At 65.6% G+C, this 25990-nt stretch carries 21 protein-coding genes and 2 pseudogenes; 7 read left to right on the forward strand and 16 right to left on the reverse strand.

What is annotated here, in order from left to right:
• Positions 1-453: pseudogene (locus ACE5CZ_RS04700) on the forward strand (ATP-dependent helicase); the annotation flags it as partial.
• 96 nt (positions 454-549) lie between these two features.
• Here the strand turns inward: ACE5CZ_RS04700 and ACE5CZ_RS04705 are convergent.
• The gene (locus ACE5CZ_RS04705; protein ID WP_374946182.1) at positions 550-1146 is read right to left on the reverse strand and encodes an NUDIX hydrolase family protein; all 597 of its coding nucleotides are present in this window, start codon (positions 1144-1146) and stop codon (positions 550-552) included.
• A gap of 76 nt (positions 1147-1222) precedes the next feature.
• Between ACE5CZ_RS04705 and ACE5CZ_RS04710 the strand changes: the two genes are divergently transcribed.
• A complete protein-coding gene (locus ACE5CZ_RS04710; RefSeq protein WP_374946183.1) occupies positions 1223-5899 on the forward strand; it encodes an ATP-dependent helicase in 4677 nt (1558 codons plus the stop codon).
• A 206-nt stretch (positions 5900-6105) separates the two neighbouring features.
• Positions 6106-6276 (forward strand): annotated as a pseudogene (locus ACE5CZ_RS04715) (IS3 family transposase); the annotation flags it as partial.
• Positions 6277-6311: 35 nt separating this feature from the next.
• Here ACE5CZ_RS04715 and ACE5CZ_RS04720 read toward each other — a convergent pair.
• From ACE5CZ_RS04720 to ACE5CZ_RS04780, 13 genes are all read right to left on the reverse strand, one after another.
• Positions 6312-6950: a bifunctional 4-hydroxy-2-oxoglutarate aldolase/2-dehydro-3-deoxy-phosphogluconate aldolase gene (locus ACE5CZ_RS04720; RefSeq protein ID WP_374946184.1), complete on the reverse strand. Its 639-nt coding sequence runs from the start codon at positions 6948-6950 to the stop codon at positions 6312-6314.
• A complete protein-coding gene (locus ACE5CZ_RS04725) occupies positions 6947-7840 on the reverse strand; it encodes a sugar kinase (protein WP_374946185.1) in 894 nt (297 codons plus the stop codon). The genes ACE5CZ_RS04720 and ACE5CZ_RS04725 overlap by 4 nt, the downstream gene beginning before the upstream one ends.
• Positions 7837-10122 (reverse strand): beta-glucosidase, encoded by a 2286-nt coding sequence (locus ACE5CZ_RS04730; RefSeq protein WP_374946186.1) that lies wholly within the window; start codon positions 10120-10122, stop codon positions 7837-7839. Before ACE5CZ_RS04730 ends, ACE5CZ_RS04725 begins: the two co-directional genes overlap by 4 nt.
• 202 nt (positions 10123-10324) lie before the next feature.
• Positions 10325-11377: a zinc-binding dehydrogenase gene (locus tag ACE5CZ_RS04735; RefSeq protein WP_374946187.1), complete on the reverse strand. Its 1053-nt coding sequence runs from the start codon at positions 11375-11377 to the stop codon at positions 10325-10327.
• A gap of 25 nt (positions 11378-11402) precedes the next feature.
• Complete coding sequence (locus tag ACE5CZ_RS04740; protein ID WP_374946188.1) at positions 11403-11732, reverse strand: DMT family transporter; 330 nt, start codon at positions 11730-11732, stop codon at positions 11403-11405.
• Positions 11729-12085 carry a DMT family transporter gene (locus ACE5CZ_RS04745; protein WP_374946189.1) on the reverse strand — a complete coding sequence of 119 codons (357 nt, stop codon included), beginning with the start codon at positions 12083-12085 and terminating at the stop codon, positions 11729-11731. The genes ACE5CZ_RS04740 and ACE5CZ_RS04745 overlap by 4 nt, the downstream gene beginning before the upstream one ends.
• 114 nt (positions 12086-12199) lie before the next feature.
• The gene (locus ACE5CZ_RS04750) at positions 12200-13012 is read right to left on the reverse strand and encodes a FadR/GntR family transcriptional regulator (RefSeq protein ID WP_374946190.1); all 813 of its coding nucleotides are present in this window, start codon (positions 13010-13012) and stop codon (positions 12200-12202) included.
• A 62-nt stretch (positions 13013-13074) separates the two neighbouring features.
• On the reverse strand, positions 13075-14292 hold the full coding sequence (manD, locus tag ACE5CZ_RS04755; RefSeq protein WP_374946191.1) for a D-mannonate dehydratase ManD: 1218 nt from the start codon (positions 14290-14292) through the stop codon (positions 13075-13077).
• A gap of 110 nt (positions 14293-14402) precedes the next feature.
• On the reverse strand, positions 14403-15353 hold the full coding sequence (locus tag ACE5CZ_RS04760) for an alpha/beta hydrolase (protein ID WP_374946192.1): 951 nt from the start codon (positions 15351-15353) through the stop codon (positions 14403-14405).
• A 4-nt stretch (positions 15354-15357) separates the two neighbouring features.
• Positions 15358-16260, reverse strand: a complete 903-nt coding sequence (locus ACE5CZ_RS04765; protein ID WP_374946193.1) for a carbohydrate ABC transporter permease — start codon at positions 16258-16260, stop codon at positions 15358-15360.
• Positions 16257-17261 carry a carbohydrate ABC transporter permease gene (locus ACE5CZ_RS04770; RefSeq protein ID WP_374946194.1) on the reverse strand — a complete coding sequence of 335 codons (1005 nt, stop codon included), beginning with the start codon at positions 17259-17261 and terminating at the stop codon, positions 16257-16259. The genes ACE5CZ_RS04765 and ACE5CZ_RS04770 overlap by 4 nt, the downstream gene beginning before the upstream one ends.
• A 158-nt stretch (positions 17262-17419) precedes the next feature.
• Complete coding sequence (locus tag ACE5CZ_RS04775; RefSeq protein ID WP_374946195.1) at positions 17420-18553, reverse strand: cellulase-like family protein; 1134 nt, start codon at positions 18551-18553, stop codon at positions 17420-17422.
• 85 nt (positions 18554-18638) lie between these two features.
• Positions 18639-19922 (reverse strand): extracellular solute-binding protein, encoded by a 1284-nt coding sequence (locus tag ACE5CZ_RS04780; protein WP_374946196.1) that lies wholly within the window; start codon positions 19920-19922, stop codon positions 18639-18641.
• Between the two features lie 151 nt (positions 19923-20073).
• Between ACE5CZ_RS04780 and ACE5CZ_RS04785 the strand changes: the two genes are divergently transcribed.
• Together ACE5CZ_RS04785 and ACE5CZ_RS04790 are read left to right on the forward strand one after the other, a co-directional pair.
• Positions 20074-21039: a sulfatase-like hydrolase/transferase gene (locus ACE5CZ_RS04785; RefSeq protein WP_374946197.1), complete on the forward strand. Its 966-nt coding sequence runs from the start codon at positions 20074-20076 to the stop codon at positions 21037-21039.
• 29 nt (positions 21040-21068) lie between these two features.
• The gene (locus ACE5CZ_RS04790; RefSeq protein WP_374946198.1) at positions 21069-22256 is read left to right on the forward strand and encodes a cellulase-like family protein; all 1188 of its coding nucleotides are present in this window, start codon (positions 21069-21071) and stop codon (positions 22254-22256) included.
• 22 nt (positions 22257-22278) lie between these two features.
• Here ACE5CZ_RS04790 and ACE5CZ_RS04795 read toward each other — a convergent pair whose 3' ends face one another.
• Both ACE5CZ_RS04795 and ACE5CZ_RS04800 read right to left on the reverse strand, forming a co-directional pair.
• Entirely contained in the window at positions 22279-23181 is a 903-nt protein-coding gene (locus tag ACE5CZ_RS04795; protein WP_374946224.1) for a formylglycine-generating enzyme family protein, read from the reverse strand.
• Between the two features lie 80 nt (positions 23182-23261).
• On the reverse strand, positions 23262-25019 hold the full coding sequence (locus ACE5CZ_RS04800) for a sulfatase-like hydrolase/transferase (protein WP_374946199.1): 1758 nt from the start codon (positions 25017-25019) through the stop codon (positions 23262-23264).
• A 281-nt stretch (positions 25020-25300) separates the two neighbouring features.
• Here ACE5CZ_RS04800 and ACE5CZ_RS04805 point away from each other — a divergent pair, with 281 nt between their 5' ends.
• A complete protein-coding gene (locus ACE5CZ_RS04805; RefSeq protein ID WP_374946200.1) occupies positions 25301-25597 on the forward strand; it encodes a YidH family protein in 297 nt (98 codons plus the stop codon).
• Positions 25594-25947 (forward strand): DUF202 domain-containing protein, encoded by a 354-nt coding sequence (locus ACE5CZ_RS04810; RefSeq protein ID WP_374946201.1) that lies wholly within the window; start codon positions 25594-25596, stop codon positions 25945-25947. The genes ACE5CZ_RS04805 and ACE5CZ_RS04810 overlap by 4 nt, the downstream gene beginning before the upstream one ends.
• Positions 25948-25990: the final 43 nt, after the last annotated feature.

Genomic DNA, 25990 nt, shown 5'->3' on the forward strand with positions numbered 1-25990 from the left:
GCCATCCACGTCACCCCGCAGCGCGTCACCGCCAACTCCCCCGCCGTCGCCGAGCTGGTCGGCGAGCTGGCCGAGTGGGTCAAGCCCGCTCCCCGCGCCGCCGTTCAGGTTCAGGGCACGCCGCGACGTGCGGGCGGCTCGCAGGGCGCCAACGCCCAGCGCAAGCGCACGGCGCGCGACGGTTCGCCATCGGCCGGCGGCGGCGAGGGCCGTCCCCGTCGTGACCGCTCGGGTCGTCCCGCCACCGCGGGCGCCCCGGCGTCGGCCGGCGGCGCACGCCGCGGCAGCAACGGTGGAGGCCGCGCAGCGGCCCCGGCCGGCGGCTCGTCGCGCACCTACTCCACGTCGACCGGCGGACAGGGCGGCTACGCGGCCGGCGCATCCGCATCCGGCGGCAACGGTGGTGGTGGCGCGAACGGCGCCCGTCGCCAGGGACGCCGCGCCCAGGGCTAGCAGCCCGCGCTTCGCCTGAACGGGCGGAGATTCCTGCATACCGACGCTCTATTCGCCTCGGTGAAGCGGAATCTCCGCCCGTTTCTAAGCTCGAAACTAGATCAGGCGGCCAACCGATGCAAGGGCTGCGCGCAGCAGCGAGCCGCGCCCGCCCTCGAACTCGGCGGAGAGTTCGTCGGATGCCGCCTCCTGCGGGGTCATCCAGGTCACCTCGAGCGCATCCTGACGGGGTTCGCAGGTACCTGTGACCGGCACGACGTAGGCCAGCGACACGGCGTGCTGCCTCTCGTCGTAGAACTGGGTGACGCCCGGAAGCGGAAAGTATTCTGCGACGGAGAACGGGATGGGGCTCGCCGGCAGCTGCGGGAACGCCATCGGGCCGAGGTCTTTCTCGAGGTGGCGGAAGAGGGCATCCCGGATCGTCTCGCCGTACATGACGCGCCCCGAGACGAGCGTGCGCGTGATCGAGCCCGTGGGAGTGGCGCGCAGCAGCATGCCGACCTCGGTGACCTGGCCCAGGCCGTCGACGCGAACCGGAACCGCCTCGACGTAGAGCAGAGGGAGGCGGCGTCGGATCTCAGCCAGTTCGACGTCGCTCAGCCATCCCGGATTGGAATTCTGAGACGGTGTCGGCGGGATATTGCTGCCCTCGGGGGTCCACTCGGGATCGGGGTCTGGAGTTCTCACGCTCATAGTCCATTCTCACCCACGGAGCCAGCCGCCGCCGCCCGAGGACACGCTGTCGGCGGTATGCGTGAGGATGGAGGCTATGGGCGACGTGCTCGACAGATTCTCCCCCGCGACGCAGCAGTGGTTCCGCGGGGCGTTCAGCGCGCCCACCCCCGCGCAGCTCGGCGCCTGGAAGGCCGTGTCGGCGGGGTCGAACGCACTCGTCGTCGCCCCGACCGGTTCGGGCAAGACCCTCTCTGCCTTCCTCTGGTCGATCGACCGGCTCACCTCCGAGCCTCCGCCCGAGAAGGCGGGCGTTCGGGTGCTCTACATCTCGCCGCTCAAGGCGCTCGCCGTCGACGTCGAGCGCAACCTGCGTTCGCCCCTGGTGGGCATCACGCAGACGGCAAAGCGCCTCGGCACCGAGCCGCCGAACATCCAGGTGGGCGTGCGCAGCGGCGACACGACCCAGGCCGACCGTCGCACCCAGTCGAAGAACCCGCCCGACATCCTCATCACCACACCCGAGTCGCTGTTCTTGATGCTCACCTCTGCCGCGCGCGAGTCGCTCTCGACCGTCGAGACCGTCATCATCGACGAGGTGCACGCGGTCGCGGCCACCAAGCGCGGCGCGCATCTCGCGGTCTCGCTCGAGCGGCTCGACGGCCTGCTCGAGAAACCGGCGCAGCGCATCGGGCTGTCGGCCACCGTGCGTCCACGCGAAGAGGTGGCCCGCTTTCTCGCCGGCGGCCGGCCCGTCACCATCGTCGCTCCCCCCTCGACGAAGAAGTTCGACCTGCGGGTCGTCGTTCCGGTCGACGACATGACCGCGCTGCCCTCGGCGGGCGAGCGGGAAGGATCCGCGGCCGGGGCGCTCCGGGAGGACGACGGGTCGGGTGGAGGCCAGGGGTCGATCTGGCCGCACGTCGAAGAGAGCATCGTCGACCGCATCCTCGCCCACCGCTCGTCGATCGTCTTCGCGAACTCGCGTCGGCTGGCCGAGCGACTCACCGCGCGGCTCAACGAGATCTACCTGGAGCGGCTCGAAGATTCGCGCGCGAACTCGAAAATCCCGGCCCAGGTCATGGGGCAGGCCGGACAGACCAAGGGCGTTCCCGCCAGCGTCAGCGCCCGAGCGGGCGACGGAGCCGACGAGCCGATTCTGGCCCGCGCCCACCACGGTTCGGTCTCGAAAGAGCAGCGTGCGGTCATCGAAGACGACCTCAAGACGGGTCGCCTACGCTGCGTGGTCGCCACCTCGAGCCTCGAACTCGGCATCGACATGGGCGCCGTCGACCTCGTCGTGCAGGTCGAGTCGCCGCCGAGCGTCGCCAGTGGCCTGCAGCGCGTCGGCCGCGCCGGGCACCAGGTGGGCGAGGTGTCCCGCGGCATCCTGTACCCCAAGCACCGGGCCGATCTGCTGCACTCCGCCGTCGCCTCACTGCGCATGACCGAGGGCCTCATCGAGTCGTTGTCGGTGCCCACGAATCCCCTCGACATCCTGGCCCAGCAGACCGTCGCAGCCTGCGCGCTCGAACCGATCGACGTCGAGGAGTGGTTCGATACCGTTCGGCGCAGCGCACCCTTCGCCGGCCTCCCCCGCTCTGCCTACGAGGCAACCCTCGACCTGCTCGCCGGCCGCTACCCGTCAGACGAGTTCGCCGAGCTGCGCCCCCGACTCGTCTGGGATCGCGACGCGGGCACCCTCACGGGCCGGCCGGGCGCCCAGCGTCTCGCCGTCACGAGCGGCGGAACCATCCCCGACCGCGGGCTCTTCGGCGTCTTCATGGTCGGCGGCGCGGCATCCGAGCAGGCGACCGGCACCGCATCCACCGCCAAGGGCGGCAACCGGGTGGGCGAGCTCGACGAAGAGATGGTCTACGAGTCGCGCGTGGGCGACGTCTTCGCCCTCGGAGCCACGAGCTGGCGAATCCAAGAGATCACGCACGACAGGGTGCTCGTCACACCCGCGTTCGGCGAACCCGGCCGACTGCCGTTCTGGCGCGGCGACGGTCAGGGCCGGCCTGCAGAGCTCGGCCGTGCCATCGGCGAGTTCACCCGCAAGCTGGCGGGGGCGGATGCCGAAGAGCGAGCGCGCATGACCGAGAGCGCGGGGCTCGACGAGCGCGCCGCCAGCAACCTCGTCACCTTCGTTCTCGAACAGCGCGAGGCCACGGGCCACGTGCCCAGCGACAAGACCCTCGTCATCGAGCGCTTCCGCGACGAGCTCGGCGACTGGCGCGTCATCCTGCACTCCCCGTTCGGCATGCAGGTGCACTCGCCGTGGTCGCTGGCCATCGGCGCGCGACTGCGCGAGCGCTTCGGCATCGACGGCGCATCCGTGGCCAACGACGACGGAATCATCCTGCGACTGCCCGACACCGAGAGCGAGCCGCCCGGCGCCGAACTGTTCCTGTTCGAGGCCGACGAGCTCGAGCAGCTCGTCACACAAGAGGTGGGCGGCTCGGCCCTGTTCGCGTCCCGTTTCCGCGAGAACGCGGCCCGGGCACTGCTGCTGCCCCGGCAGAACCCGGGCAAGCGCTCGCCCCTCTGGCAGCAGCGCCAGCGCAGCGCCCAGCTGCTCGACGTAGCGCGCAAGTTCCCGACGTTCCCGATCATTCTCGAGACGATTCGCGAGTGCCTGCAAGACGTCTACGACCTGCCCGCGCTCATCGGGCTCGCCCGCGACCTCGACGCGCGGCGCATCCGGGTCGTCGAGGCCGAGACTTTCGACCCCTCGCCGTTCGCCAAGTCACTGCTGTTCGGTTACGTCGCCTCGTTCGTCTACGAGGGCGACAGTCCGCTGGCCGAGCGTCGCGCCGCTGCCCTGTCGCTCGATCCGACCCTGCTGTCAGAACTCCTCGGCCGCGCCGAACTGCGCGAGCTCCTCGACCCGGCCGTCATCGCGCAGACCGAGCTCGAGCTGCAGCGCCTCGCGCCCGATCGCAAGGCGCGCGACATCGAGGGAGTTGCCGACCTCATCCGAGTGCTCGGTCCGCTCTCGATGGCCGAGGTCACGGCGAGGCTCGTCGACGAGGCCGCGCCGCAGGCATCCGCTCTTCTCGGCCAGCTCGTCGAGGCGCGCCGCGCCCTGGTCGTCAACATCGCGGGCGACGAGCGCTGGGCCGCCATCGAAGACGCGAGCCGACTGCGCGATGCCCTGGGAGTCCCCATTCCCTACGGCGTTCCCGACGCGTTCATCGAGCCCGTTCCCGACCGGGTCGCCGACCTCGTCGCCCGCTACGCCCGCACGCACGCCCCGTTCACGGTGGCCGAGGCGGCGAGCCGCTACGGGCTCGGCTCCGCCGTGGTTCTGGATGCGCTGCGCCGGCTCGAGAGCGCCCGGCGCGCGCTCGAGGGAGAATTCAGGCCCCTGGGCGCAGACAGCCCGGGCGCGTCGCGAACCGAGTGGAGCGATGTCGAGGTGCTGCGGCGACTGCGACGGCGCTCACTCGCGGCACTGCGGCACGAGGTCGAACCTGTCGACACCACCACCCTGGCGCGCTTCCTGCCGTCATGGCAGCACATCGGAGGTTCCCTGCGCGGCGTCGACGGCGTCGCCACCGTCATCGACCAACTGGCGGGCGTGCCGATTCCGGCTTCGGCGTGGGAGACCCTCATCCTGCCCAGCCGTGTGCACAAGTACAGCCCGGCCATGCTCGACGAGCTCACCGCCACGGGCGAGGTCGTCTGGTCGGGCGCAGGCTCGCTGCCCGGCAACGACGGCTGGGTCGCCATGCACCTCGCCGAGACGGCCCCGCTCACCATTCCCCTCGCCGAACCGCTCGAGCCCACGACGCTGCAGCACGCGGTGCTCGGGGCGTTGGAGGGCGGAGGCGCGTTCTTCTTCCGCGCCCTCTCAGACACGGTCGGCACCGGGCTGGGCTCGGCCGTCGACGACACCGAACTGGTGACCGCCCTGTGGGACCTGGTGTGGGCGGGGCGCATCACCAACGACACGCTCGCGCCCCTGCGCTCACTCACGGGCGGGGGCAAGTCCGCGCACAGCACCAAGCGCGCGGCTCCCCGCTCCAAGCTCTATCGCGGGCGCTCCTACGCGCGCCCGACGATGGTCACCCGCATCGGTCCACCCACCGCCGGCGGGCGCTGGTCGCTGCTGCCCACGCCCGAGACCGACCCCACCGTGCGCGGGCACGCCCTCGGCGACATGCTCCTCGAGCGCTACGGCGTCGTGACGAAGGGCGCCGTGGTCGCCGAGCGCATCGTGGGCGGCTTCGCCCTGGCCTATCGCCTGCTGTCGGGGTTCGAGGAGACGGGCCGCGCTCGGCGCGGCTACTTCATCGAGACGCTCGGCGCATCCCAGTTCGCCACCGGCGGCACGATCGACCGTCTGCGCTCGTTCACCGCCGAGGCCCTGGCCGAGCGACAGAGCCCCGACAAGAAACCCGTCACCGACAGGGCCGTGACGTTGGCGGCCACCGACCCGGCCAACCCCTACGGCGCGGCTCTTCCCTGGCCGGGCGGCACCGGGCACAGGCCGGGTCGCAAGGCCGGAGCCCTGGTGGTGCTCGTCGACGGGCGACTCATTCTCTACGTCGAACGGGGAGGCAAGACGCTGCTGTCGTTCGCCACGAACGACGACGAGCTGGCCTCCGCGTCGTCGTCGCTGGCCGCGACCGTCATCGCCGGCCGGGTCGCCAAGCTCACCGTAGAGAAAGTGAACGGCGAATACGCCCTGGGCACCGACATCGGTCGTGCCCTCGAGACAGCCGGATTCGGCGCGACCCCGCAGGGCCTCCGCCTGCGCGCCTCGTAGTTCCGCTAAATGCCGCGCAGACAGCGCGACAGGCGCGGAAAACGTATCCGTTACCGGAGCCAGTCTCGTGTCGCCACATACGCTTCTGCGCATTCACAGACGTGTTCGCCAACCGGATCGTTGGCTATTCAAGCGATTCGACGATGATCGCGGACTTCCCCATGGCCGCTCTTCGCGACACGGTCGCTCTCCGCGACGTCGACGACACGAAACTTCACTCGAACCGCGGGTTGCAATTCCGGTCCAGGAAATTCGTCGCAGTGCTTCGCCGTGAGGGCATTACCCGATCGATGGGGCGGGTGGATGGGTGCGGCGACAACGCCGCGACCAAATCGTTCTTCGCCCTGCTTCCGAAGAACGTCCTCGACAAGCAGCAATAGTCGACCCGGCAGGATTATTTTCTGCGCTTCTCCTACGGCCGGGCGCCTGCGGAACCGTTCACTAGTCCCGCGAGCTTCACGAGCTGCTCCGAGTCTTCCAAAGCCGACCCGACGGCGATGACGCGTACTCCCGCGTTAAGGAACGCTTGCGCGTTTTCTGCGTCCATCCCCCCGGTAGCGACGAACTGAACCTGGGGAAACGGCCCATGCATATGAGCGAACCAATCGGTGCCGAGCCAGTGAGCGGGGAAAGCCTTCAGCCAACTCAGCCCGACGGATAGGGCGAGTTGGATGTCGGAGGGAGTCGCTACGCCGGGAATGATCGGAATGCCGACATCGTGAGCAGCGCGGACGACGGCGAGATTGAGGCCGGGCGAAACCAGGAACGCGGCACCCGCCCGGTGCGCGAGAACCACCTGATTAGGGTCGATCACCGTTCCCGCGCCTACAATCTTTCCTCTCTCGGCCCCCACCCGCACGAGTTCGCGCAGAGTCGCTTCGTCTTCGGCGCCCTGAAGCGTGACTTCAACTGCATCGATGCCAAGGTCCCACGCAGCCTTCGCGATAGCGAGCGAACGCTGCACGCCCCTTCCTCGCAAGATCGCCATTATCCGCGCCGTGGCGAAGGCCTCGTCGAACCACGCGTTTCCGACCGCAGCTATATCCGTCATTTGTGTGCCTCCTTCTCGGGAAAATCGTCAGTGGTTCGCAGCGTTTGCGCTGCACGCTCGTGTCCTAAATGTAGGCGCTCGACGACCGGCAAGCCCGCCAACATGCCAGCCAGGTACCCCCCAGCGAACGCGTCACCCGCGCCGACGGCCTCGACGACCTCGACCGAACGAGAGGGTGCGAACGTCTCGATATCCCCGGCGAATGAGGTCGCACCAATTTCGCCATCCTTGACGACGAGTTCGGGCACAGAAGGAAAGAGAGCTCGAACGGTCTTCGCTGTCGTCGTTGACCATAAGGTTTCGGCCTCGTCGCGTCCGACAAAGACAACGTGTGCACGCCCGACCAAATCCGCTAAAACAGGTGCCGCAGTCGGCGCGTCCCACAGTGCTGCGCGATGATTTACGTCGAAACTCACAGTTATCCCTCGCGCGACCGCCCTGCTGATCGCTGCAGTGAGAAAAGCGCCCGCCGACGCTGAGATCGCACTGGTGATGCCGGATGCATGCAAGACACGAACGCCGTCCCAGTCGAGGCGGTCCACATCTTCCGGAGAGAGTTGAGAGGCGGCGGAATCTGCGCGGAAGTAAATGACGCCTTTTCCGGGATCCTTTACATACAATCCCGTGGGCGAATGCGCATCGAAGACAACGGTGGAAACGTCGATTCCGCGCGCTTTCAGCTGTGCGCTCACCCGTCGCCCCAGCGCATCGGCTCCAAGTCTGCTGAACCAGCGAGCGCGATGACCGAGCGCTGCAACATGTGCGGCCACGTTCGACTCCGCTCCGCCGGCATGGACGCGAAAGGACTGCGCGTCTGCGAGCGACTCGCACGACGAGGGCGTGACGAGCGCCATCGTCTCGCCGATGGCGAGTAAGCCGGAGGGGGTCAAGACGGACTTCCTATGTCAACGACGACGGGCCGGGTGAGATGGTCAAGGCAGTCACCGGCGGCGATGTGATATCCACCCGGCTCGATTCGCCACCCGTCATCCCAGTGAGCGAGCGCACGCAACGGAACGGTGACGTGTGCCGTCGTCGTCGTTCCGGCTTCGGCTCGCACGACTGCGAATCCGACCAGCCATTTCTCCGGCCGATCGACCGCTGTTTTCGGCCTGCTCGCGTAAATCTGGATAACCTGCTTTCCCGCGCGCTCACCCACGTTCGCGACGTCCACCTCGACACCGAGCGTGTCTGGCGCCGAAGGGCCGACGCGGAGGTCGGAGAATTCCCAGCGCGTGTAGCCAAGACCGTATCCAAACGGATAGGCGGGCTCGGTTCCCGCGCGCAGCCAGGCCCGGTAGCCGATGTGGATGCCCTCCGTGTAGTCGAGGTGGCCGTCGACCGGGACGACTTCGGAGATGGGAACGTCAGCGAGGGTGACCGGCCAGGTGGTGGGCAATCGTCCGCCGGGCTCGGTCACGCCGAGGAGGATGTCTGCCAAGGCGTGCCCATACTCCTGCCCAGCGAACCACGTGAGAAGTACGGCTGCGACGTCGTTCCGCCACGGCATCTCGATGGGCGCACCGGCGTTGATTACGACGATAGTGCGCGGATTCGCCGCCGCTACGGCCGCGACGAGGTCATCTTGGCCGCCAGGGAGCCTGAGGTGCTCACGGTCATACCCCTCACATTCGGATGCCTCGTCGGTACCGACGACGACGACCACGACGTCGGTAGTGCGGGCGATCGCGACGGCCTCCTCAATCATCATGGCCCGCTCGGCATCTGTGGGGACGGGAGTCTCAGTGCCGAAGCTCACTGTCAGCGAGCCTGGCACTCCGTCGACGATCGAGCCCGGTACGAACTCGTATCGTAGTTCGATTGGCACACCCGCCTGCGCGCAAACGGCAGCGGTGGCCGCGGGGGGCGTAAAGAATGACTGCACGATGTTCGAGTCCGCCTCGAGGGTCGCCTCCAACGCGAGCTGACCGTCGATGAACAAGCGTCCGGTGCCGGGAGAGGCGAAGCCGATCTGTGTCACGCCCGACAGCTCGGGAGTGAACATTGTCGTGTACGTCATGTACTCCCGATCGATGTCGCGCTCGTGGACGCCGAAGTCGAGGATGAAGCCGCCGAAGCGTTCCTCGTCATAGAGCAGCTCGTTGCTGGCCCCGTAGTGCGCGACGTGCGCCCCAGCCCCACCGGTGATGGGGTTCGTGATTCGTGCGGGTTCGAACGGACGGAAACCGCCGTGCACTACGGCACCTTGAGCGTAGGTGATCTGCGCTCCAGGGAGCGCGTCGCGGAGACCATCGAGCGGGGTGACTTCGTGATCGGGAATGACCGTGGCGCTGCCGCCGCCCTGCACTCGCGGTCGTTTGGCGCTGTCTCCGATCACCGCGACGGTGACAATTGAATCGGCGTCCAGTGGCAGTATGTGTTCGTTGCGGACCAAGACGGAGCCTTCGGATGCCGCGCGGCGAGCGAACGCGCGCGGTTCTGGCCCGGTGGCCACCGGCTGGGGGGCGAACCCTCCGAGGGCGCCCACCCGCGCAGCCAAGCGCAGGATGTTCTGGACTTTGCGATCGATCGTCGCCTGGTCGACCTCGCCCTTGCGTACAGCCGCAACGAGTGCTTCCCCCCACGGCCCCGTGGGTCCTGGCATGGCGAGATCCTGCGCCTGACGCGCACTCTCAATGGTTCGCACCGCAGTCCAGTCGCTGACGATCACCCCGTCAAAGCCCCAGGTCGTAGTGAGCGGGTCTGTGAGCAGCCGGTTCTCGGTCGCCGTCGTGCCGTTGATCGAGTTGTACGCGCTCATCACCAGCCAGGTGTGTGCCTCGGTGACCGCCCTCTCGAAGGCGAGCAGGTACAGCTCCCGCAGCGCGCGGTCGGAGACGCGCACGTTCGCGTTGAATCGATCGGTCTCGAAGTCGTTGGCAACGAAGTGCTTCGGCGTCGCGCCCACGCCCTGCTCCTGAACGCCGTTGACGTACGCCGCAGCCAAGTCGGCCGTAAGACGGGGATCTTCGCTGAACGCTTCGAAGTGCCGACCGCCCAGTGGCGAGCGGTGCAGGTTGATCGTCGGCCCGAGCACCACGTCCACGTTCTTTCGGCGCGCCTCCGCGGCGATCACGGTTCCGTATTCGCGGGCGAGATCGACGTCCCAGCTCGCTCCAAGCGACGTGCCGGAGGGTAGGCATAGCGACGGGTCACGTTCGTCCCAAAGCACCCCACGGACGCCACTCGGCCCGTCCGAGAGGGTCATTTCGCGGAGTCCGATGGAAGGCAGCGCGGCCGTACTCCAAGCACTCGCGCCGGCGAGGACGCTCACCTTCTCTTCGAGGGTAAGGCGAGCGATCAGATCTGCGGGTGGTTCACGATCGGCCGTGCGGGACTCCGTTGACGTCGAAAGGGAATCGTTCGGAGTCATCTCAGGCTCTCCTTGATGGGACTGTGGGCACGTGCACGAGCACTTTGAGGGAGTTCTGGGTGCGGTCTGCGAGGATCTCGAAGGCTGCGGGTCCCTCCCTGAGAGGGAGCGTGTGCGAGATTAGGTCGTCGACACGCACGGCGCCGGAGGCAATCAACTCCACCGCAGGCTGAACGTCGTCATCCCACATGTGCGCAGCAGATCCGATCAGGGTCTTCTCGGCGAGCATGACTTCCGTCGTGTCGACCAGCTGGTCGTGTGCGGTGACGCTCAGCAGCACGGTCGTGCCGCCGGCTCGCACGAGACGAGTGGCTTCGCCAGCGGCGCCCTCGGCGCCCGAGCATTCGATGACAACGTCGATACCGTGCGAGGGAAAGGTTTCCGAGGCGACGACGGCAAGGGCACGTTCGACGGCAGTATCGGACCACACCGCCGAAAAGCCGAGCTGTTCGGCGAGAGCTCGGCGGCCCTCGTGGGGCTCAACGAGCACGATCGGACCAGCGCCATAATGACGCAGAACCTGCGCGGTGAGGAGGCCGATCGTGCCACCGCCGATGATCACGGCGCCACGCTCGCGCATTGGTCCGAGTTTCCGAACGGCACGCACGGCGACGGCAGTGGGTTCCGCCAGTACGGCGCTCCGCAGGTCGAGGGCCTGGGGTACGGAGATCAGGCGAGAGGCTCTACCGACGACGAACTCGGCCAAACCACCGTCGACGTCCATCCCGGTGACGACTTCATCCGGGCAGAGGCCCTCGTTGTGGTTGCGACACCAGAAGCAGTGCCCGCAGCCGGTCACAACGTCAACCACCACTGCCGTTCCCGCGGGTGGGCCGGAACCGTCTGCGGCCGAGGCCGTGACGATACCGACGATCTCGTGGCCGAGCGTTATTGGTCCGGAGACGACGATGGGGCCGTCGAGATACTCCTCCAGGTCACTTCCGCACAGCCCGACCCACTCGACCGCGATCAATGCTTCATCAGGCGCCGGCTCCGGCACGGGGACGCGTTCGATCCGCACGTCGCGCTGGCCGTGCCACCGCAACGCGCTCATTGTCGTTCCTGCTTGGGTTCTCGGCTCAGTGGCCACTGCCGGCTCCTATTTCAACCACAATGACACCCAGGACAATCAGCACGATTCCCAGCGTCATCGTGCGCGTCAGCGGCTCGCGGAAGAGCACACGCGCGAGAATTACGGTCATGGCAATGCCCGTCGCCGCCCACGTGCCGTAAGCTACCCCGACGGGCATGCCGGCCTCGAGCGCCAAACCCAGGAGCACGAAGGCAAGCAGATAACCGAGTGCTACGGGGATGGCCCAGATCTTCCGCCTGAGGCCTTCGGATGCGCGCAGCGCCATCGTCGCCGCGACCTCACTCACGATCGCTCCGGCCAGGAAGAGCCACCTCAAGAGGGCTCTCCGTTCTCTGGACGCTGCGCTCGCTGGGATCCCATCTCGACGGTCAACACACCGGTCGCGATCAGTGCGACGCCCGCTCCCGTGAGGGGCGTGAGAGCTTCGCCGAAGATCGCCGTGGCGAGCAGCGCTGTTGCCGCGACGCCGACCGCACCCCAGATTCCGTAGGCGACACCGATCGGCATGCCCAGGCGCAGACAGATCGCGAGGAGCACGAGGGCCGTGGCATAGCCGAGAACCACGATGACGTAGAAGACGGGCACCTCGAGCGCGGCCTTCAGCGAGAGGGTTGCGGCGACCTCGACCGCGATGGCGAGTGCGAGCACCGCCCAGCGTCTAGCCTTCATGCTCGTCCGCACCTCGCGAGTCTCGGGCGGACCAACGCCCGCGTTACGACCCACTATAACCCTTGTAAGACCGGTATTACCAGTACAACGCTCAGATGCTCCTCGAAGCGACCGTCACGACGAGCGGTATGTCGTCAGAACACCGTGAACGATGTCCTGAAGTTGACGCTGACTCCCCAGCAGACCTTCTAGACGGCCCACGGCCAGTTCGCTGAGTGGTACGTCGAGGTCACCCCCATACATCTCCAGAGCGAGGAGGATGTGCTCCGACATCTTGGCCGCCGCGCGATCAGGATCCTTCTGCGAAATAGCATCGACGATGTCGTGGTGCATAGGTGCACCTCGATGAAGAATCGCCGGGTCGGCGAGGCTGCGCAGTTGCACATCCAGCACGAGCGGGGCAATTGCGCCGAACAGGATGCCGAGCACAGGGTTTCCCGACAACTGCGCGATCGACGCGTGCAAGGCGAGGTCGCACTGCGTGCGCTCAATGGTCGATCCGGCACGGTCGAACGCGTCCACGAGATTCTGCAACCGCTCCACATCCTCCGGCGAGGCGCGTTCTGCGGCGCGGCGCGCGGCTTGAGCTTCAATGAGTTCTCGTGCCTCGACGAGGTCGCGAGGCGTCGCGCCCTGCTGGCGGGCTGCCGGGCCGGCCACCCCTGCGAGCTGCATCATGTCGGGCGCGTTTACATAGGCACCTCGCGCAGGAATCACGTCGATGAGTCCGCGCTCCACCATGCCCCGGAGCACCTCGCGGACGACAGGACGTGAAAGACCGCTCTCGACCGCAAGCAGGCGCTCCCCCGGAAGCTTCGAGCCGGCCGGGTACGCGCCGCTCAGAATCTTTCGCACCAACTCTGCTTCGAAGTGGGCACGGCTGGCAATTCGTGGCGCAGTCCGCGCCGCCGAGACGACGTTGATCATGCGATTCCCTTCAGGCACGCGGGCGATCCATCTTAGCCCAGCCCCGCAGGCGCGTTCACCGACTACCAGTCATGAACGGTGCCGTCGCGGAGACGGTTCACGGGCAGGTACGCCTGCTTGTAGGGATGCTTAGCAGCCGCGCTCTGATCGAAGACAACCCCCAACCCAGCGCGCTCGCCGGGTTGGAATGCGCCCCTGTCGAAGGAATATCCGACATCGAACACATCGAAGACGGTCTCTTCATGCTGCATGTACTCCTGGATGCCGAAAGCGTGATGCGACACGTCGATGTGGAGCGACGCGGCAAGCCCGATCGGAGAGATGTCAGTCGGTCCGTGTGCCGCGCTCCTGATCTGGTAGACAGCAGCGAAGTCAAGGATCCGACGCAGCCCGGTGACACCGCCTGAGTGGGTCACGGCACTGCGGACGTAGTCGATCAGCTGTTCAGGGATGAGCTGAAGGTAGTCCACCAGGGAGTTGTACGTCTCGCCCATAGCCAGAGGCACCGTGGTGTGCTCACGTACGGTCCGCATGGACTGCTGGTTCTCGGCGACGGTAACGTCTTCCAGCCAGAACGGGTGGTAGGGCTCCAACGACTTGCCGAGGCGTGCCGCCTCGATGGGCGTGAGGCGATGGTGTACATCGTGAAGGAGGTCGAGTTCATCGCCGAATTCCTGGCGGATGTTCTCGAAAACTTTCGGAATGAACCGCAGATATGATCCAGCGTCCCAACGTTCTTCCGTCGGTCGCGGCCCGGCAATGGCAGGCTCGTAGCGAGGCTTACCCGGCGTCCCAGAAATGCCGTAACCCGGATCGTTTCCCGGAATGCCGACCTGCACCCGCACGGCGTCAAAACCCTGCTCCTTGCGCTCTCGGACCGAATCCGCCAGTTCGGCGATGTCACGACCGTGGGCGTGGCCGTATGCGCGGATAGTCTCGCGACTCCGACCGCCGAGAAGCTGATACAGCGGCATGCCCGCCGCTTGCGCCTTGATGTCCCACAGTGCCACGTCGACAGCGGCTATCGCCGCCATCGTAACGGGACCGCGTCGCCAATACGCCCCCCGGTAGAAGTACTGCCAAGTCCCCTCGATCGCCTGCGCGTCACGGCCGACCAGCAACGGAGCGATGTGGTCCTGCAGGTAGCTCGCGACGGCCAATTCGCGACCGTTTAGCGTCGCGTCCCCGACGCCGACGAGTCCGTCGTCGGTGGTGACGAGGAGAGTAACGAAATTGCGCCCCGGACTGCAGACCACCACCTCGGCGGATACGATATTCAACTTGGGCATTCCTTTCATTACTCGGAAGGTCTCCATCAGACTGAAGGAGGCGGGGCCAGCCTATCCGAAACTGGTCAGGCCGGTCAGTCCTGAATTGAATCCTCATACCTTCAGGTAAGGATTCGGGCGACCCAGGTGTCGCGCGCGGCACGGCAAGCTCGCGAAACGACCGCGTTCGGGAGATACCTGTCGAATCCGTGGAAACCGCCGTCCCACACGTGAAGTTCGGCCTGCACCCCTGCCGCCCAGAGACCGGTGGCGTATGCGACGTCCTCGTCTCGAAACACCTCCGCGCTGCCGCAATCGACGTACGCCGGCGGGAGGCGCGAAAGATCGGTCGCTCGGCCGGGCGCGGCATAGATCGACACGTCGCCTGTCGCCCGTCGATCGCCGAGGAGCGCTCTCCAGCCTGTGACGTTCGAACCGCGGTCCCATGTCCCCACACCGTCGATCTGCCGGGAGGAGACCGTGGCATCACGGTCGTCCAGCATGGGACACATCAGCAGTTGGCCCGCCAGCGCCGGGCCTCGGCGGTCGCGTGCAAGCAGCGCAAGACCGGCCGCCAGCCCACCACCCGCGCTCCTGCCCGCTACGATAAGGCGATCGAGGTCGATGTCGAGCTCTAGGGCGTGTTCCGAGGTCCAGAGAAGGCCCAGGTAGCAGTCCTCGATGGGATACGGATCGGGAAACTCCGGCGCGAGTCTGTACTCGACGCTGACGCAGACGCCGTTCACCGCCTCCAGCCACCCGAGCACAATATCGATGCCACCGAAGCGTTCTCCTGTGATCATTCCTCCGCCGTGCACGTAGAAAATTCCGGGACCGGCTCCTGCGCGACCCTTCTTCGCCAGCACGCTGACCACGATCTCGCCGCCGTCGTGCCCGACGATCGTCACATCCCGCCGAGAGAAGCCCCGAACCATGATGGTTTCGAGCGCAGGGGCGGAATCCGCCATTGCCCGCAGAGCGGGGATCATCTCCTGTGTGATCGTCGAGGGAATTTCTTCCGTAAGCGCTTTCAGCTCGGGTTCGAGTTCCGCGTCGAATGGGGGGCGGCGCATGGACTCAACCCTTCACCGCGCCCGCCATCACACCGGCGACGAGTTGCTTTCCCGTCACGACGAACAGCAGGAGCAGAGGAATCGTCGCCAGCAGGGCGCCCGCGAGAACGATGGAATAGTCGATGAAGTAGTTCGACTGGAGTAGCTGCAGCGATACCGGCAGCGTGGGGTTCTCCCCGTTCAGCACGATGTATGGCCAGAAGAAGTCCGTCCAACTCATGACGAAGGTGAACAGACCGAGCATCGTGGCCGCTGGTCGCAGAACCGGCAGCACCACGAGGCGGAACGACTGGAACGTGCTTGCCCCGTCGATTCTCGCCGACTCGATCATTTCATCGGGCACAACCTGCCCGATGTACTGTGTCATCCAGAAGACGCCGAACGCGGTGACAAGGTTTGGAACGATTACGGCCGTCAGCGTGCCGACCCAGCCGAGGTCGGACATAGCGATGAAGAGCGGCACGATCCCGAGTTGGGTCGGCACGGCGATCGTCGCGACGACAAACACTAGGAGCGGTCCGCGACCCCGGAACCGGAATTTAGCGAAGGCGTAGCCAGCCAAGGTCGAGAAGAAGACGACCGACAACGACACGACCGTGGACACGATGATGCTGTTCATCAACGCGCGCCAGAAGTTGACGGCCGGATTAATTACCACCGCCTCGATGTTGGCGAAGAAGTTGCCGCCTGGAAGCCACGATCGATCCGGGTCACGAACAGTGGAGGCATCGCCGCTTCCGATCAGCAGGGACCAGTAAAACGGGAAGAAGCTGATCAGGACGACGGCTGCGAGGAAGATGTACACACCCAGTCCCGCTCGACCCGTCCGGAGCTTCCGTCTGCGACGAGGCAATTTGACCGGTTCGCCCTCGCGCTGTTGCGCGATCTGGACCTGTTGCTCGATCACTCGTTCCTCCGTGCCTCGTTGCGTGCGATTCGTGTGCTGATGAAAAGATTGATCAACGCGAAAACGATGATGAGAAGAAAAAGGAGCCAGGCGGCGGCCGAAGCGAGCCCGAAGTCGAGCTCCCCCCACCCGAGGTTGTAGATGTAGAGCGGAAGCGTGAGCCATTGCTTGTCGGGCCCGCCCTGTCCTTGGTAGTCGTACAGCCGCGGCTCCGCGAAGATCTGCAGACCACCGATCGTCATCGTGAGTATGACGAAGATCATCGTCGGCCGCAGCTGAGGAATCGTGATCGAGAAGAATTGCCGCAACACCTTTGCGCCATCGACGCTCGCCGCTTCGTATAGATCGCGCGGGATGGCCTGCATCCCCGCGAGCAGAATCAGTGCGGTGTTCCCGAGCCAGCGGAAGTTCACCATCGTCGAGATCGCCACGTGGCTGGCGAGAACGTCCTGGTGCCAGCCGATCGGATTCAGCCCGAGGTCCGTGAGAATCGAGTTCGCGAGTCCGGATTCGTCGGCAAAGAAGCTGTTGAAGATCAATGCGATGGCCACCGGCGTCACGACGTACGGGACCAGAACGCTCATACGCCAAAACGTGCCAGCACGGATGTTCCGATCGAGAGCCGCCGCGATTACGAGCCCGATGATCAAGTGCGGCACCATCGTGAGCACGAAGATGCTGAGCGTGTTTCGGAGTGCCTTCCAGAAGTCCGACTCTCCCAGGATCTCCGTAAAGTTGCTCAAGCCGACGAAGTCACCCTGACCCGCTATGAGGTTCCAGCTGTTCAGGGCAACCCAGGCCGTGTATACCAGCGGAGCCAGCCCGACGATCGCGAAGAGCACGAAGAAGGGGAGCACGTACAGGTACGGCGAGTATTTGAAGTCCCAACGATTGAGAGACGACCCAAAATTGCGTCCGCGCGGGGAGGGGCTTGGCCCGCTTGAACGCCCTGTACCGCCTCGGATGCCGGGTGGATCCGTTTTGCGCGCCGTCGTCGTCATTCGCGGGCTCCTCGCCCAACTCGTGTGCTGACCGCGTCGCCGCCGTCGCCGAATATATGCAAAACGTACTCCTCGGGGTGCTACCGGCACCGCGCTCTGCTCGAGGCCGCGCCACGTCGGTGTGGATAAGGGTGATTCTAGTGCATGTCTTACCGGTATTACCAGTCTGCTGTCGCCGAATCGACGAGCAGATCCTCATCAAGTGGTGCGGATGTGATTCTCGTGGTTAGTTGCTGATGCCATTCGACCTCACGCCACATTCCGACGAACTGCGGTCCGCAGAAGTTGCTCGTTGCGATACCCGTCCATCGCCCCTTCGAGGCAACGTACTCTACTGCGCGAGCGTTGAGATCGAGGATCCAGTCCCAGTCGAGCCCGGGCCAGTCCTTATAGTCCACAACGGCCCAGCCCTCAGTCGTGTGCACCGGAAGCCTCGCAGCGCGCGACCAATCGGCGATCCGATCGATGTCCGCGAAGAGCAGGGCGTCGTACGTTTCTCGATTCGCCTCATACTCTCGTCTTCCGTTGCGGGCCAGATTGTCGAATCCGATCGGGGCAAACCGTTCGAACCCGTAGCCCACCGCCTTGTTGTAGCGGTCGTCGTCCGCCCCCGCCATCCACGTGTGCACTTCGAGGAGATCGAGCATGCCCACATCGAGCTCCTGCCAGCGATCGAACTCCGTGTGGAACGAATACGTGAAGGCAAGTGTTGGGTAGTCGTTTCGCAGTTCGGCGATGGATTCCCGCATCCAGGCTACGAGGGATGGCTCCGTCTTGCTCACCTGGCTTTCCGGGCGGCCAGCGGTGTAGGCGGCCCAGCGCTGCTGGGGGAATTCGTTGCAAAGGTCGACGTACAGAATCGAATCAAGCAGTCCCGCCGCCTCGATGCGGCGGAGCGTGTCGCGCCAGATCCGGGCTTGGTCGGCCGGGGTGACGATCGTCTCCCGGGTGCGGGCCGCGCCGTCTCGGTACCAGGTGCTGAGCGCGACCACGATGCCGTACCGTCGCGCCGCGCGGATGAACTCGATGAGCGAGGGAAGAACGGTTACGGAGAGGGGCGACTGCGCACCCCAGCTCGTCTGCGTCCACATCGGTTCCAGGCGCCAGGTACGGTGCGCATCGGCCGAGATCAAGTGCGGATACGCATCGATCCGAACGGCGTTGTACCCGCGGTGCGCCAATTGGCCCAGCGCGACGTTCCAGTCCTCATATCCCGCACCGGGCCACCGCCGTTCGAGCCACGAAAAATCCCACATCGCGATGGCATACGGATGCTGTGCTGAACTGCTCATTTTTCTCCTCTTGCCCCACCGGCCCGCGTGCGAGATACCCGAAACGGGGCCGCCGCAACGGCACGCGGCGACCCCGCTCGGCGGGTCAGTCAGCCAGCGCTTTCGATTCCTTGACGATTTGATCCCATGCGTCATCGGTCGACTGCTGCCCTGCTTCCACGCGCGACATGGCGTCGAACACGACGGTGTCGATGGCCAGGAAGTTCGGCCCCTTGTACGTAACGACATTGATGGCTTTCGACCGATCCGCGAAGATCTCGCCCACCGAGGCGTCGCCGAAGAACGCGTTGGTGACGGTGGTGAGGTCCGGAGAGGTGAGCGCTTCTTCGCGACTGGGGAACGCACCTCCGGCCATGAAGAGAGCGATTTGCTGCTCGGGCGCCGTCAGCCATGCGGCGAGGGCCGCCGCTTCCTTGGGGTGTTCACTCACCGCCGGGACGGCGTAGTAAGAACCTCCGGCGTTGCCGCCACCCCCGGGGAACGAGTTGGCCACACGCCAGTCGGTGACGTCAGCAGAGTTGCCTTCGATCATGCCTAGCATCCAGGTGGGGCACGCGATCGTCGCGTAGGCGCTGGAGCCCATTCCCGCCATCCAGTCCTCTGAGAACGGGATGAGTCGCGCCGACAGTGTCTCCGACTCCTTCAGCGAGTTCTTAAAGATGGCTTCGACCTCGGGGTTGTCCACGACGATCTTGTCGTCGGCGTCCTCATACGGGTAGGGCATCTGTTCGAGTTGGGCCTGGTACGTCTGGTACGCCGAGTCGTACCACGCGCCTGCCCCACCCGCAGCGGCGAACTTCTCGCCCGCTGCGAAGTAGTCGTCCCAAGACGTTCCGAGCATCTCGGCGACGGCGTCCGGCTCAGACGGCATCCCTGCCGCCGCCAGCGCGTCCGCGTGGTAGCAGATCGCCATCGGACCGGCACCGGCACCGTACGCCCACAGTTCACCGTCTTTGGTCACGGGCTCGGCCTGGCTCGCCAGCCAACCGCCGTTGCCGTCATCGACAACGGGATTGAAGCTGCTCGAGTAGGGGGCCAGCTCGCCGATCCACGACACTTCGAGCTGCTCGACATCGGCCAGACCAGTCTTGGCCGCAAGCTTGGTGAGCAGGCTCGTACGCGCGTCGCCGGCGTTGGCGGCGGCCGCTACCTCGACGGTGATGTTCGGGTTCTTTTCCGAATACTGCTCTGCCAGCACCTTGACCTGCGTGGCGTCTCCGAAAGCGGCGAGCTTCAGCGTGATGTTCCCGCCCGATTCGGATGACGAGTCGGTGGACGCGCTGCATCCTGCGAGCGCTAGCGACGCGGCGGTGACCGCGATCACCCCCGTGATCCACTTGCGGTGCGATGTCGCCAACCGATTGTTCATAAGCGTTCTCCTAGTTGCGTCATTGGAAAAGGATTCTGGACTCTTCTTGAACGTCGGGTGTCCAGGTTCTCGACTAGAGTACGACATGTAAGACCGGTATGACCACTATTCTTTTTCTTATTCGTTTCTCTCACCGTCGATGGAGGCAATCATGAACTCGCGAACCAACATCGTGCTCATCGTCGCCGACGACCTCGGGTTCGGCGATCTGGCCGCGTTCAACCCCGCGTCGGCCATCGTGACACCGAATCTCGATTTCATGGGGGCCGACGGTGGAAGCTTCACTGACGCACATGCCACCTCGTCGGTGTGCTCACTGAGCCGGTACTCCATGCTGACCGGCCGATACAACTGGCGATCGGGCCTGAAGAGCGGGATCGTGTGCATGTGGGACGGACCGATGATAGAGGAGGGCCAGCACACGATCGCCTCGATCCTCGGCGATGCCGGATATGACACGGCGTGCATCGGCAAGTGGCATCTCGGGTGGGACTGGCCCACTCATGACGGATCCCACCCGAACGATACGCTCCCCCACGGGCTGGCGAACGCCGAAACGCATCAGCACCGCATCGACTTCGGGTACCAGAACATCGACTTCAGCAGACGCATCGCGGGTGGCCCCACCGATCGTGGCGGCATCAAGCGCGACGCCTGGGAAGGGGGGCACCGGGTCCCGCGCATCGCCGAGTGGCCGGGCGTCGTTCCCGCAGGATCGCGCTCGAACGAGCTCATCAGCCTGGTCGATCTGCTGCCGACTCTTCTCGACGTCGCAGACGTGCCCCTTCCGCCCGACCTACGGCCTGACGGAGTCTGCCTTCTCGCGTCGTTCGAGGGTCGCGAGGGCCCCGTCCGCGACGGCATCGTCACGCATTCCGGTACCGGAAAATTCGGCATCCGCCGCGGCGATTGGATGTACATCGATGCGATGAGCGGCGCCGAGAACGACGAGCCGGCGTGGCTCCGCGAGACTCGCGGTTACACCAGTGACGACCGGCCCGGCGGGCTGTACAACCTCGTCGACGATCCGCAGCAGCGGATGAATAGCTATCAGGAGCATCCGCAACTCGTAGCGGAGCTCGCCGCGGAGCTGCACCGGCTTCGCACCCCCCGCTAGCCTCTCGGAACACGAAAGCGAGTCAAGAAATGCGACCGACGTTCGACCGCCCCTTCGCGATCACGATGTGGGACTTCTCCTGGCTGGAGCGGCGCTGGCCCGGAGCAGGCTACGAGGACTGGGATCAGGTCCTCGCAGAGCTCGTCGACCGAGGCTACGACGCGGTGCGCATCGAGGCGTATCCCCACCTCGTCGCCGCCGACCCGTACCGCACGTGGGAGTTGCTGCCGGTCTGGAACCAGCAGTCGTGGGGCGCGCCGTCCATCGTCCACGTGCAGGTCCTGCCCGCTCTGCTCGACTTCCTCCGCGCCGCCAAGCGACACGGAGTGGCCGTAGCGCTCTCGAGCTGGTTTCGCGAGGACCGCGATAACACGCGCATGGCCGCGCACACGCCGACCGATTTCGGCCAGATGTGGCTGCAGACGCTGCAGCACATCGACCAGGCCGACCTCCTGGACACGATTCTCTACGTCGACTTCTGCAACGAGTTTCCGCTGGAGATCTGGGCGCCGTGGCTCTACGCCGACCAGCTGCTGCGCAACGCCGCGCGGTACGACCTTCCGGCGGAGACACTGCTCACCGACGTCATGCCCGGAATCCAGAGCCGAGCATCGGATCGCGTGGTCGACTGGATGCGACGCTCGATCGAGGTGGCCCGCGAGGTGTACCCCGATCTCGACTACACGTACTCCACGACGACGGAGCTGACCACCTGGCAGAGCCAGGATGTGTCGATGCTCGACGTGCTCGAACCGCACGTGTGGCTCGCGGACAATGATTACAGCGACTACTACAAGGTCATCGGCTATAACTACGAACGCTTCTCCACTATCGGCTACGACAACCTGGTGCGCATCGGCCGGCAGACGTACGAGGAGAACCGCGAGAAGTACGATGCGGCGCTCTTCCGCATGATCGACACGGTCGCAGACTGGTCGCGAGCCACAGGAAAGGCGCTCTACATCACGGAGTGCTGGTCTATCGTCGACTACAAGGACTGGCCCGGGCTGGAGTGGGACTGGATTCTGGACATCACCGCCCGAGCCGTCGAGTACGCTGCCGCGACGGGGCGATTCGTGGGAATCGCGACGAGCAACTTCTGCGGCCCGCAGTTCGTGGGGATGTGGCGCGAGATCGAGTGGCACCAGCGCCTCACATCTGTCATCAAGAACTCTCCGATCGACGAGGATCTGCGCACACGGTCGCTCGACCGCTAGGCCGCGTTCCGCGCGATCGTGGTCATACGGCGATCGTGCGGAACCCGGCGTTGCCCATCGACGAGTCCGGCGTATTCTGCGAGCGTGCCGAGTTGCGGAAGCGATTGCAGTACGAGGGGTGGCACAGGTAACTGCCGCCGCGGAGCACTCGTTTCCTACCACTCGAGGGGCCCCGGGGGGCGTATTCGGGCGCGACCGCGTAGTAGGTCGGATCGAACCAGTCGGCGCACCATTCCCAGACGTTTCCGACGGACTGCCACACGCCGTAGCCGTTCGGTTCGAAAGAACGCACCGGCGCCGTGCCGAGGTGGCCGTCCTCCATCGTGTTCACTGCGGGGAAGACACCTTGCCAAATGTTGGCTCGCCAGCCGCCCTCGTCGACCTCGGCATCACCCCAGGGGTACTTCGCGTCGACGCGCGCGCCCCGTGCGGCGTACTCCCACTCCGCTTCGGTCGGCAGGCGGCGACCCGCCCACGCGCAATACGCCACGGCATCGCTCCAGCTCACGTGCACCACGGGATGGTCCTGAAGGCCGTGAAGCGTAGACCGAGGGCCGTGCGGATGCGTCCAGTCCGCGCCCCGGACGCCTATCCACCAGGGCGTACCGCTCGCCGGCCCCATGATGTCTCCCCGATCGGATTCCACCAGGAGATGGAAGACCGCGGAGAACCCGAACGACTCGGCCTCCGTCCGGTAGCCGGTGTCGTCGACGAAGGTCTCGAAGTCGGAATTCGTCACGCACGTCGCGTCGATCTGGAAGCCGTCAAGACGCACCGGATGCCGCGGCGTCTCTCCGTCGAACGGATTGCGATCACCGGAGGAATCGCCCATCACGAATGTTCCCGGCGGGACGGTTGCCTGCGCCACCCGATGGCCGTGAGATTGGTCGGGAGGACACGGCGCGGGGATAGGCACCGGCAGAATCGCACCAGATGTCGATCGCGCGGGCGCGCTGCAGCAACATCCGTCGCCCTCGATCGGCGCATCGCCATTCAGGTGCGTCTTCACTCGATCTCCGCGAGCTCCGCTGCCAGTCGGCGGAGAACGTCGATGGAGGTCGCGAGCATGGCAGCGACGTCGTAGAGGGACACGTCCTCCGTCGCCTCCACCAGCTCTGTGCGCGTCACGTCCGGCATCCGTTCCCGCACGATCTGCCGCGCGCGGGGGTCTGCCAAAAGAAGCGGGAGCGAGGACCCCAGGTTCAGCCGCCCCGCGACGAAATCGGCCAGCGGGGGCATCCGCTCGGCGGCCCGCTCCGCGTTTCCCCGCTGTGCCCGCACCGCAAGATGTTCCCGGCTCGCCGGACCGACCATGGGCACGCCTAACCGCTCGAACTGGCTGGCGGGAGCCTCGCTCTCACGCATCAACCGAACGAGGAGGTCAATCATCCGCAGTTCGTTGCCGTCGTCGTCGAGCGGGTTCAGCTGTCCAGGGTCGGATTCGAGGTCGAACAACAGTGAGCCGAAGGTGTGCGGATTGATCAGGCTCGTCGCCGGGATCTTCAGCGGACGCACTCCCTTGGTGAACCCGAACGGTGCGGCGAGCTCGATGTCGCTCAATTCCTCGACGGAGAATCGCGATCGCATGTGAGTGGGCATGAGCGTGAAGTCTTCGAGCGGTTCGTTCGACGACGACGCGGAGGCGCGCATGTACACGTAGCGGCCGTCCGTGACGTTGACATGGCCGCCGTGCCCGCCGAAGAGCACGCCGTCGCGGTGTTCCGATGCCTGGGCCGGCGACAGTGGCCGGCCCTGCATGTCCGACGCCGGATCGAGATCGAAGAAGCTGAGGAGGGTCGGGGCGATGTCGATCGTCTGGGTCAAGTCGCCGGATCTCTCGCCTGGCCGTGGTGAGCGCGGATCCCAGAGGAAGCCGGGAAGGTGGACGAGCTCGTTGAACCACGGCTGGATGGTCTTGGACCACCAGCCGTGCTCGCCGAGGAGATAGCCGTGATCCGTGGTCACGAGAAGCATTGTGTCGGACCACAGATCGAGCTCGTCCATCATGTCCAGAACGCGGCCCAGAGATCGGTCGCACATGCTGACCAGCGCTTTGTAGGCATCCCTTGCCTGCGCTACACGATCGGATGACTCTGTGACCTTCGCATACGGCGGCCAGTCGAACGGCTCAGTAACGGCCGCCGAGCCGTAGAGGTCGGCGTACTGCGGGTAGGAGAAGAACGGTTCGTGCGGGTCGAACGTCTCGATCTGCACGAACCACGGCTCCGCCGCGTCGGCATTGGATCGGACGAAGTCGATGCCCGCGTCGAACGTGCGGTGCTGCGGATGGTCCTTTTCGTTCTGTAGGTGATTCCGGTTTATCACGTCCTGGCGGTACAACCCGGTGAGCGCGTCCTGCGTGTCCGAGAGAGGGCCTACTCGGCCTTTCCACGGGTCTCCCTCTTGACCTCGGAAGAACTCCCAGGTCGAATAGCGCGTGTGATAGGTCGCGCCGCCGTCCTCCCAATAATGCTGGTGATCGCTCGCAAGGTGCGTGTGCACCCCCGCGGTCTTCAGCATCTCCGGCATCGAGTCATCCCAGGGCTCCAGGGGGCCCCACGACCGGTGCAGAAAGTTGTAACGCCCCGTGTGCAACTCCCGCCGAGCCGGCATGCAGGGCATCGATCCAGCGTAGAAGTTGTCGAGAGTCAGGGTTCGCTGCGCGAGCCGTGCGAAGTTGGGCGCGACGATCTCGTCGGAACCGTATGGCGGAAGCATGTGTCTGTTCAGACTGTCGAACATCACTAGGATCGCTCGCTTCATCGCTCACTCCTTCGTAACTGGTATTACCGGCCTGACAAGTGTACATTCGAACCGCGCGTGGCACGCGCTCGAAGAACTTACCTCGACGGGACCGGTATGACCGATGATCTGCCTGCTGCGCATCCTGCTTTCACAAGGGCAGACATCCCGTGCGTCCTTGAGACGGTGAATTTGGCGGCAGGCGCCGATCTGGACCGGGCCATAAAGCGGGTGGCTCGGTGAAGGGGCGTTTCCCCCGCTCCGTATTCTCCGTCGGGAAGGAGCCCGACCCGCGGTTCACGATGGCGAACGAGAGGACGTTCCTTGCATGGATCCGCACGTCGCTGGCGCTGATCGCTGGCGGCGTCGCACTCGAGGCGCTTGGGCTGGATCTACAGGTCCAGCTGCGGCTGGCAGCCGCTGGCGTGCTCGTCCTTGCAGGAATGGTCGTCCCGCTCATCGCCTGGCGAGAGTGGATGCAGACAGAACGCGCACTTCGCCTGGATGAGCCACTCCCTGCGGCGCGCACGGGCCTCGTGATGGCCGCGGCCATCGCTCTCGCGGGGCTGCTGGTGGCCGTCGCCCTGCTGCTGCGATGACGATCGGGCCGGCCGACCCCGGCCTTCAACCCGAGCGGAGCGAGCTGGCATGGCGACGTACGGCACTGACTATCGCTGTCGGATCATTGATCTCGATGCGAGTCCTGCCGATCACTCTCGGCCACCCCGCGTGGAGTCTCGTCGGAGTTGCCGGTCTCGCGTTCGCGGTATGGCCTTGGACCCAGGCACGCCGGCGCGGACAGCAGATGCGCGACGCTCTGCGGGACCGGACCGCAACGCCTGTCGTCGGAGGCGGGGCGCTCCTGACGATGGCGTTTTTTGCATTTACGTGCGGTGTCGTGGGCACCCTCTATGTCGTATCGGTCGCCCTCGGATCAGCATCCGTCTGACCGCCCCTCGCGATGCCGTGGAGAAAGCGGATCAACAGGCCGG

This window comes from Agreia sp., assembly GCF_964263775.1.
In the GTDB taxonomy this organism is placed as follows: domain Bacteria; phylum Actinomycetota; class Actinomycetes; order Actinomycetales; family Microbacteriaceae; genus Agreia.